Origin of the sequence: Paucihalobacter ruber (assembly GCF_006494535.1) — a bacterium.
In the GTDB taxonomy this organism is placed as follows: domain Bacteria; phylum Bacteroidota; class Bacteroidia; order Flavobacteriales; family Flavobacteriaceae; genus Paucihalobacter; species Paucihalobacter ruber.
Genome location: NZ_VHIQ01000011.1, coordinates 1 through 10,042, shown reverse-complemented (window position 1 = coordinate 10,042; position 10,042 = coordinate 1). Strand labels below are relative to the sequence as shown.

The following is a 10,042-nucleotide window of genomic DNA, read 5'->3' as shown; positions in this document are numbered from 1 at the left end:
ATGGTTGGTCATGATACACCAAGCATGAATCTCCATTCCTTTATGTTTTTGGCAATAGGATAAGCTGTCAATAAGAATGTCTTTATACTCATTTCGGGTAAAAACGTCTAGCCAATCGACCACAGCACTTGAGCGAAGCGGATGCACGAATACCAAAAAACAAATAAAAAAGCATGAGTAAAACTCACGAAGTATAAGCCTTCTGGATTATGACACGAGACGATAGTCGAACTGACGAAGTAAATTTATAATTTCTACTCATTTCATAAAATTACTTATTTTATGTTTATAGCAGATTAGATTGTTAGAACATTTTGAAGGTCAAATGCCACACGATGCAATCGTGCGGCAGCGGGGTATTGTTTTTTATTTTTATTTGGAAAACTCTAGCGTCATACCTGAACTGGTTGAAGTATCAAATAAGCTTAGATATAAAGGATTTGTTACATTTTTTCTTGCAGGATTAGTAAAATATGGATTATTAGTAGTTGGAATAGGTATGATTATTATTCTTAGTTTCATGTTAATCAAAAAAAAACTAAAAGAACAGATAAAAAAATGAAGTAAAAGACGTATCTCATAAATTAAATAAGTCAAAAAAAAAGCTTTGGTGATCACTAAGCTATTCTTGTTTAATATTAAATTTTATTCAACAATAAAGAAAAAAAATTGATATAACAAGGTTGAAATTTATTCCTTTTCAGATTTCAAAATACTTTTAATCATTCTCTTAACTTCAATTGAATCAAGCCCTGGCTTCATTTTAGGATGGTATAATAATTTTACTATATCCCTATCTAATTTTGAATATTCTTTTAACCAAATTTTTTGCTTTGATTTACCTTCATAAAAAATACTATTCTCGTATTTATTAGAGTCAAATGCCAAACCTAAACTTTGCGTTATTTCCTCTAATATTGTTGCCTCTTGAATATCAAGTGATTCATTTGAGTTAATAAAAATTAGAGCTTTATCTATGATATGTGTTTTTGTCTCGAATTCGCAATAAGCGAAACCTGCAATATCATAGTCTATGTCGGCTGTAATTATCTCATAAAAATGCGGATCTAAATCGGCAATTTTTTTTTTATCACATAAATAAAGTTTTGCATTGCTTTTCGAAAGATCATCTGTTAACACAATTTTAAATCCATCTGTTGCCAATCGATTAATCTCGATTATAATATTTTCTATAACAGATATTTGGTGCTTATACTCTTTATCTTTTATTATATATAGCACCATTGGATAATTCCATTTTATAATTTTTTGTGAATTATCTCCAAATTCTGTATTTAAAGATACGTCTTTGAAATAGTCAATTAATTCGTTTTCATAAGCTGTAGGTTCATAATAAAATTCCTTTTTTTTGAAGTAAATAACAAATAATATTACGAATGTTATTAAAGCAAATACCGTAATTATAATTTTCCAATAAGTTCTTAGCATAGTTATTTTAATAGAAAGACTTTTATTGTCGCTCTCTTTGTTTTAGTGTCTTTTTAGCTTTCTTAACTATTACTTTTCTCTGACTAGGACTAATCGATTTTGATGGTGAATTCGTTGAAGTTGTATTGCTGATATTGGAAGATGCACTATTAGAACTGGTAGATGTTCCTCTCGCAGTTGTTCTTCTACTACTGCGGTTCCTAGCTTTAGGGGCGGTTACGTCCTTTAAACTACTTAATATCAGATTCGATGGGTTAGGCGTTATCAAATCAGCTACTTCTAATATTAACTCCAATTTTTTTGCATTTGTCCTATCTAGCTCATAACTTCCAAAATTTTCTTCGCTCAATTTATGAGCATTGTCCTCAATATCCGCATCATCTGACACTACTATCATTCCATTAGCACCATCTAGTGACCCTATTTCTTCTCCAAAAATAATAGAGAATGAATCTCCTTCTTCTACATTAGACATTAACATCCCATCAGATTCTCTTGTAAAATTAGCTCGACCTACACCAGCTTCAACTAAATCAATTGCTTCTTCAGCGGTAAATCCATCTTGCTCTCCATATTGTTGATGTAATGAATTTGCACTATCACCTTGTTTAGCTGTACTTGTTTAGCTGTATATGTAATTGATCCGTCATCATTGACTTTACGATCCCAATCAGCTCCCATACCTAATTTATCTATAAAAAATATAGGACTATTAACTGCATAAACATAAGCAGATTGAAATAAATAATCTTCCGCCAATGGGTCAACGGTCATAAATCGACCTAAGGCTGGATCATAATGTCTGGCTTCATATTCATAAATCTCATAACCCAAACTTTCTTCCAGTTCTTTACCATTGTACTTAATCTTGCTCGCTACGGAATTCACATTTGCCGAGACCAACTCATTATACCCTCTATGCTTCAACCCAAAAGGATAATAATTATTCTCCTCAATGATTTCAAGTATTGGTGTACTTGTAGTGCTAATGTCTTTATAGTTTAACCTAATGTTACCCAAGTGATCTTTGTATTGGTACACATAGTCAAAGTTGGTACCATCAGGTTCTACATAGCCTTCAGGGTGACTAAAGAATTTCAAAGAACTGCCTTCGTATACATAATTACCTGCGTAATAGGTATAACTATCAGGCTGGCCACTTGTAATCACTTGTTTGCTCAGTTTGATACCGGTGGCATCGTAAATGTATTTAATTTTGTTAACACTGCCAAATCTAACCTCGGTTGGTAAGTTCAAATGATTGTACAATATACCATTGCTATTGCTAGGTCCTACAATCCCCTTGTTTAAGTCTTTTACCATATTGCCATTGGTGTCGTAGGTGTATTCAATGGTTTGATTGGTTCCGTCTTTAAAGCCGTAACTGGTATTGCCGGTGTCGGTTACTTTTAATAACTTATTACTGTTGGCTTGGTAGGTATATGTAAGATTGTCCATGGTTCCAAAGTCGCTGCTGATATTCTTATCAGGGTCTGCCACTATATGACCGTTTCGTCTTAGATTGGTAATATTGCCGTTTTTGTCATATTGTACGTTGTCTAACCTATACCTGGCCCATTGACTCGGACCTGTGAAATCTGCTTTAGTGATCCTGTTTAGTGCATCATAGTGATAGGTGTATCGGTATAGTACGTTATCATTTTGTGTTTTCCAATCTATCTCAGCAATGTTGCCATTAAATAAACCTTGTCCTTGGGCTTGGATTGGATTGGTGTATTTAATCTGCATGGCAAACAAATCATTTCCTAAATTGCCCGGGTTGTTCATCTGTTTGAGCCAGCCTCTGATGTTATAGCTGTAATCTATCAGTTGTAGTCGGCTCTGACTGTTCTTACCACCCACGCCCTTGCTCTCTAATTGTCCCAGTTCATCGTATTGGTTTGATACAATTACCTCAGGGTTGGTAGCACCGTTAATGCTTTGCTTATGGGTCAGCAGCCTGTTCTGAGTAACATGGGCACGGAATGCAATTCCGCGCTAACGATTGTGGAACATATCCGAGCGGTCGGGGAGCTCTAAAACGTTTGGAACGTATTTCTGAACTCTCCGAACAGAACAGGGATTTTATCTACAATATGATTGATATGGCTTTAAGGGATTTCAAAACCAAAAAGGCGTATGCATAAAAAAACCACTCCGAAGAGTGGTCTGTTTTCAAAATCTCACGATTTTACAAGTACTTGTTTAATAAGCTAAAACCAAAGAAAGCGATTACTGTTAAACTGAAGTATATAAAGAGTAATCTCCCGTTTTTAAACTTATAGTTTTCTAAAATATATTCATATTTGTTTTTGTGAAAAACGGCAAAATACGTAATTACAAAACTTGGAATAAACAACATTATTAAAGACCACGAAAAGTTTACTAATAATTCACTTGAAAAAATATTCTCTAATTGCGCTTTTAATTTAGCAGTCATTTCATATCCTGTAAAAAATAAAACAGCACTCAATAACGCCAATATATTCAACGACATAAAAATGGACATATATACAAAAGTGAACGCTTTCCAATGATTTTCCCCTCCATTCTTTAATCTTTCATAATTAATAGCATCTGCCCATAAAGAATAGTACATATTTTTTATTGGATTAGTCATTGGCTTCATCTATTAAATCATAAATAAAACGACCTGCGAAGTAAATACCTGCACCTGCACTAATAGCCCAACCCACAGGATTACTTGCTAAAAATACTGCAGCTCCTAGAGAGGCAACACCAACACCTGCATCGACATAATCAATTGTGGTTGCTGTTCCATTGTAGATTTTATAACCTGAATAAGCCGTACTTGCTACTGTTGCGACTGGCCCTAATACTTTTGCGCCTTTTAAAAGTTTACTTCCATATTTACCTAATTTAGCATCACTTACTAGTACAGCGTTTGTTCTCCAAGCTTTTTGTTTAGCTGTTAATTTTTGAAATTCCCATAAACTACTATTTGATTTGAACTGGCTCGCAACAGTATAATTACCAAAAGCGTGAAAACCACTAGCAACATTCCCTGTAGCACTTATCCCAAGCCCTAATAAATCTGCGCCTTCGTTATACCATTTTGTTTTGTAAATATTTTGCGCTATTTGATTTGCAGCATTTTGATAACTCTGTTGATTTCCTAAAGTAACTGTTACCTCTGGCAAAGCGGTCGAACTACCAGGCGAAGTATTAAACGCTGTATCATCACTTGTATAGCCAACATAACCACCATCATCAGTGTGAAAACCAGAATGCCCATCATTTTGCCAAGTTGTACGACCCGAACCACTTCGGTTAAAAATATCCATTAGTACGCTTTCCTCAATCAATCCTGTTGGGTCTGCCCAAAGAATAGGATTGTTAAAACCAAAACGGTATGGTGTAATTGAAGGCATTAACGCAGCAAATCTGTCAATCCCATTAAATCTACCAATTGCAGGGTCGTACTGTCTAAAGGTCATTTCTTGAACATTTAAGCTTAACGACTCATCAAATTGCTGTCCGTTAAATGTAAATTGTTGACCAATATTTGTGGAAGTAATTACACTATTATATCCTTGATGGCGCATTCCAAAAGGATAAAAATGTGATTCCTTTATAATTTCCGAACTATCCACAGAGCCGTTACCGTCTGCATCCGAGTATGATAATCGTACGTTGCCCAAGTGATCTTTGTATTGATATACATAATCAAAGCTAGTACCTTCAGGTTCTACATAGCCTTCCGGATGTGAGAAGAACTTTAACGTGCCATTCTCATAAATGTAGTTCCCTGCATAGTCTGTAGTAGCTCCTGTACTGACCGTTTTTCTCATCTTTACCCCTGTTGCATCGTAAATATAGGTAATTGTTCCCGTTTGTCCCATACCGTTTATCGAAATTTGCGTGGGTAGGTTTAAATGGTTGTAATTTATATTGGTAATGCCCTTATTGGTATCGGTCTTCATATTGCCATTGGCATCATAGGTATAATCGTTTGTGGGGTCTGGTGTGGTTTGATTGTGGTCGTCTTTAAATTCTCCTTGTACAGCACTCGGGGTGACTATGGCATCAGATACTTTTAATAACTTATTGCTGTTGGCTTGGTAGGTGTATGTAAGATTGTCCATGGTATCAAAGTGTGTACTGTTGGTCGACACCGGGTTGGCTACTATATGGCCCTTTCTTGTTAAACTTAAAATATTACCGTTTTTATCGTAACTAACATTCGATAGACTATATCTATCCAAGTTGTCTATAGCCGTTTTAATACGGTTCAATGCATCGTAGGTGTAGTTGTAGGTCTTTAAACTGTTGTCGGTATTGGCACTTCTCCATTGGGTTAAACTAATGTTGCCGTTGTATAAGGGGTTGGTACCTTCGTTATAGCCTATCTTAAAGGCAAACAAATCTGTGCCCAGGTTGTTTGGATTGTTAATCTGTTTGAGCCAGCCTCTGATGTTATAGCTATAGTCTACCATTTGTAGCCTACTTTGTGTTGCTTTACCGCCCACACCCTTGCTCTCTAATTGTCCCAGCTCATCGTATTGGTTTGATACAATTACCTCAGGGTCGGTGGCATCATTAATACTTTGCTTGTGGGTCAGCAGCCTGTTCTGAGTAACATGGGCACGGAATGCAATTCCGCGCTAACGATTGTAGAACATATCCGAGCGGTCGGGTTTCTAGTTACTCTATAACATGAATACTTTTGTTAACTAATAAATATCTTTCAAGGAAAGATAATTTGTCGCCATCAGCACTAATAAAAGTAGAATCCTTTCTTTCAACTAGCACACCTCTTATTATTTTATCTCCAACAGTTTGAAATTCATGTCTGAACATTATAGCACGTTTGGACCAATAATCATCAAAAATATTATCATTATCATCAAATTCGTCTTGATATAAATTATAAATTGTATCCAAGTCAATGTCTCGAAGATTAGACATATCTTCATTCAATAATTCAAATCCATTTTCAGCGTAAACAAAAAATAAGCTAGAAAAGTTCTTTTCATACGATAAGCGAAGAATGATTTGGAATTTGAATAGTTCGTTTACTTTCACAGTGTCTTTTGTAAATATGTTATAATGATTCCCATAACCACCCAAGGTGTCGTTACCCTTAATAGACCAATATTGATTAAGAGTTCCGTTGGCTAAAAATTCATGAATAAATAAAATACTGTCTTTATTATATCGATAATGTTTACCTGTTCTAACACCACTATCAGTAATATAGGAGGAGTCTAATAATATTCCGTTTCTATATCTAACTTTAAGTTTAAAACTATCTTTTTGTTTTGATGGATAGTCGATAACTAAGTTTTCTGCGCCTGCGTTATCAATTTGCAACAAAATACTATCATTGATTTTTTCAGAATCTAGAAAATCTTTATTTGAATTCTTTTTACATGAAGTCAAAATAAGGAATATAAGTATTAAATATAATTTCATTAATTTATTGTTTTGGAAGTTTTATTTTTATTATTCTTGGTCTAACATTTTCATTAAACCCTTCAGAAAAAGGTTTATATTTATGAGTGCTGACTGGGCCTGAAAAGCCAGAACCTACTGTGTCTACTTTTGTTTGCGTACTCCCATTTTCATTTACAGCAGTGCGAGTTACTTTAAAAAAAGTAATAGAGTCGAGTGGAGTGCCAACAACCTCTACGTCTGCAATATTGTTTGATCTATTAACATGGTCTATACCATTACTTGTTCTAGTCAAAACATCTTTTGCGTTGTCAGTATTTCGAAGTGTTGCATTAGTTTTTCCATCGCCTTTAGGTTTTCTGGTGATAGATGGATTTGGAGCCGCATTCATTATTTGGTCTCCTTCTACCCAGTCAACATCTGTCTCTCTGCCACCTTGTCTTATCATATTTTGATTTCCTGTTGCTTGGCCTTCTGTTTTTGAAAACATTATACCTCCTTTGGGATTTGCGAGATGCATTGCAATTTTCAACATACCTAGAGAAACATTATAGGGATATCCAACCTTTTGGTTAGATTTTGACGTAGTTTCAGTTGATGATTTTTTTTCAGCTACCACAACAACTTCATCAAGTTCATTTGCTACATTATCACCGGTAACAACATCAGAGCCAGAATTTGAATCTATTTCATCAAACCCTTCAACGCAATTCCCTGTTGGGCAAGGTGAAAGTCCATCCGGGTCAATAAAGAAAATGGGGTTGTTAAAGGCGTAGTTATAGGGTGAGTGCCTTCTCATTTGTTCAGCTAATGGGTCAATGTTCATCCATCTACCAAGAGCAGGGTCATAGTTTCTCGCTGTAATATCTATCCAATTAATACTTAACTCATTTTGTTCTTCCTTACCGCCAAAACCATACGGATGGTCAGTACCATTTATTACATTATTATAACCTTTATGCTTCAACCCAAAAGGATAATAATTATTCTCCTCAATGATTTCAAGTATCGGTGTACTTGTGGTGCTAATGTCTTTATAGTTTAACCTAATGTTGCCCAAGTGGTCTTTGTATTGGTACACATAGTCAAAGTTAGTACCATCCGGTTCTACATAGCCTTCCGGGTGTGAGAAGAACTTGAGCGTGCCATTCTCATAAATGTAGTTCCCTGCATAGTCTGTAGTAGCTCCTGTACTGACCGTTTTTCTCATCTTTACCCCTGTTGCATCGTAAATATAGGTAATTGTTCCCGTTTGTCCCATACCGTTTATCGAAATTTGTGTGGGTAGGTTCAAATGATTGTAATTTATATTGGTAATGCCCTTATTGGTATCGGTCTTCATATTGCCATTGGCATCATAGGTGTAATCGTTTGTGGGGTCTGGTGTGGTTTGATTGTGGTCGTCTTTAAATTCTCCTTGTACAGCACTCGGGGTGACTATGGCATCAGATACTTTTAATAACTTATTGCTGTTGGCTTGGTAGGTGTATGTGAGATTGTCCATGGTATCAAAGTGTGCACTGTTGGTCGACACCGGGTTGGCTACTATATGGCCCTTTCTTGTTAAACTTAAAATATTACCGTTTTTATCGTAACTAACATTCGATAGACTATATCTATCCAAGTTGTCTATAGCCGTTTTAATACGGTTCAATGCATCGTAGGTGTAGTTGTAGGTCTTTAAACTGTTATCAGTATTGGCACTTCTCCATTGGGTTAAACTAATGTTGCCGTTGTATAAGGGGTTAGTGCCTTCGTTGTAGCCTATCTTAAAGGCAAACAAATCATTTCCTAAATTGCCGGGGTTGTTAATCTGTTTGAGCCAGCCTCTGATGTTATAGCTGTAGTCTACCGTTTGTAGTCGGCTCTGACTGTTCTTACCGCCCACGCCCTTGCGCTCTAATTGTCCCAGCTCATCGTATTGGTTTGATACAATTACCTCAGGGTTGGTGGCACCGTTAATGCTTTGCTTATGGGTCAGCAGCCTGTTCTGGTGGTCGTACTCGTATATCTCTTCGGTGGTGATAGCAGGTGATGTGCCCTTCTGGTGCGTGGTGGTCACGCGTGTCACCCTACCGTCAAAGCCCAATTCACTCTTTACCTTATCGGTGGTCTCTAGATAGGGATTGTGGCTGTAGTTGTAGATAGGGCGGCCTTTGATGTCGTAGTACGTTACATTGGTAATCCATTGTGCCGGACTGGTGGTGGTGAGTACTCTTACTTTACTGCCTGTGGCCAGTCCCTTGGCATTGGTAATGGGGGTAACACCGTAGGATGTTTCACTGTTGCCGCCTGCCTTGTCGAAGGTGTAGTTGTCGTAGTAATTAATGGTGTGTAGCTCTACTATGTCATTGGTGGGATAGGCGCCGTTGTTGTAATAGATGCTCGTCCCTGCTATGGTAGTGGCACTGCCTTGCTTATTAACACTCATATTGCTTAAACTGTTTAAAGTGTTCTGAAGGGTGGTTCTGGTGCTGCTGCTGGTCATAACCCCCGTGTAGGCCACTCTGCCAAAGGCATCGTACTTGGTAAACAACCACCTGTTTTGTGACCTTAAATGGGCGTCTTGGGTCAATACCGGTTGGTCTAACCGATTGTAAACAATGTATTCTTTGTCTTTACCCGGGATTTTCTTCTCTACCAAACGGTTGCGATGGTCATAGGTGTATTGATAGCATAGCTCGTTTAGCTTGGCGCTGTTGGGTAGTGCGCTGTTGGGCTCTGCACTTGGTGGTAATACATAACTCAGGTTGCCATAGATGTCGTAAACGTAATAGGTGTCGTGTCTTTCTTGTGGTGCCGATGGCATATCTGCATAGGTGCGTTTTAATAGCACTCTCCCCTCGGCGTCTTTAAATTCTTCGGTAGTGTGATTCTTAGTGCTTCCCGAATGGTTCTCATCCTTTGTCACACTTTTATATAACTCACCCTGGTTGTAACTACCGCTTAATACCAATTGTGGGGTGTAGGTGTTGTTGGCAAAGGTTAAACTCACTTCATACCGTTTTACCTCTGTGTTTGTGTTGCTCTGATAGTCCATCTCTATCTCATGACCGCCACCCATACGCCAATCATATCCCGGGGCGGCTTGTTTAAGTACCCTGTTGAGCGGTGAGGCTTCAAAGTCCTTTTCTGAGTATGGGTTATTGGTGTTCTCATACTTGGGGGTATTGTAAAA

8 protein-coding genes are annotated in these 10,042 nt (G+C 37.1%); 1 reads left to right on the top strand and 7 read right to left on the bottom strand.

Annotation, left to right across the window (positions count from 1 at the left end):
- Window positions 1–301: 301 nt before the first annotated feature.
- Window positions 302–562 (top strand): hypothetical protein, encoded by a 261-nt coding sequence (locus tag FJ651_RS15465; RefSeq protein WP_246085386.1) that lies wholly within the window; start codon window positions 302–304, stop codon window positions 560–562.
- 128 nt (window positions 563–690) lie between these two features.
- Here FJ651_RS15465 and FJ651_RS15460 read toward each other — a convergent pair whose 3' ends face one another.
- The 7 genes from FJ651_RS15460 to FJ651_RS15425 form a co-directional block, all read right to left on the bottom strand.
- Window positions 691–1,449, bottom strand: a complete 759-nt coding sequence (locus FJ651_RS15460; protein WP_140991699.1) for a DUF2927 domain-containing protein — start codon at window positions 1,447–1,449, stop codon at window positions 691–693.
- A 22-nt stretch (window positions 1,450–1,471) separates the two neighbouring features.
- On the bottom strand, window positions 1,472–1,924 hold the full coding sequence (locus FJ651_RS15455; RefSeq protein ID WP_140991698.1) for a hypothetical protein: 453 nt from the start codon (window positions 1,922–1,924) through the stop codon (window positions 1,472–1,474).
- Between the two features lie 53 nt (window positions 1,925–1,977).
- A complete protein-coding gene (locus tag FJ651_RS15450; RefSeq protein WP_140991697.1) occupies window positions 1,978–3,312 on the bottom strand; it encodes an RHS repeat domain-containing protein in 1,335 nt (444 codons plus the stop codon).
- Window positions 3,313–3,640: 328 nt separating this feature from the next.
- Window positions 3,641–4,069, bottom strand: a complete 429-nt coding sequence (locus FJ651_RS15440) for a hypothetical protein (RefSeq protein WP_140991696.1) — start codon at window positions 4,067–4,069, stop codon at window positions 3,641–3,643.
- Window positions 4,062–5,906 (bottom strand): RHS repeat domain-containing protein, encoded by a 1,845-nt coding sequence (locus tag FJ651_RS15435; RefSeq protein ID WP_140991695.1) that lies wholly within the window; start codon window positions 5,904–5,906, stop codon window positions 4,062–4,064. Before FJ651_RS15435 ends, FJ651_RS15440 begins: the two co-directional genes overlap by 8 nt.
- Window positions 5,907–6,114: 208 nt before the next feature.
- Window positions 6,115–6,885: a hypothetical protein gene (locus FJ651_RS15430; protein WP_140991694.1), complete on the bottom strand. Its 771-nt coding sequence runs from the start codon at window positions 6,883–6,885 to the stop codon at window positions 6,115–6,117.
- A gap of 4 nt (window positions 6,886–6,889) precedes the next feature.
- Window positions 6,890–10,042, bottom strand: a 3,153-nt coding sequence (locus FJ651_RS15425) for an RHS repeat-associated core domain-containing protein (RefSeq protein WP_140991693.1), incomplete at its 5' end; no start/stop codon positions are given.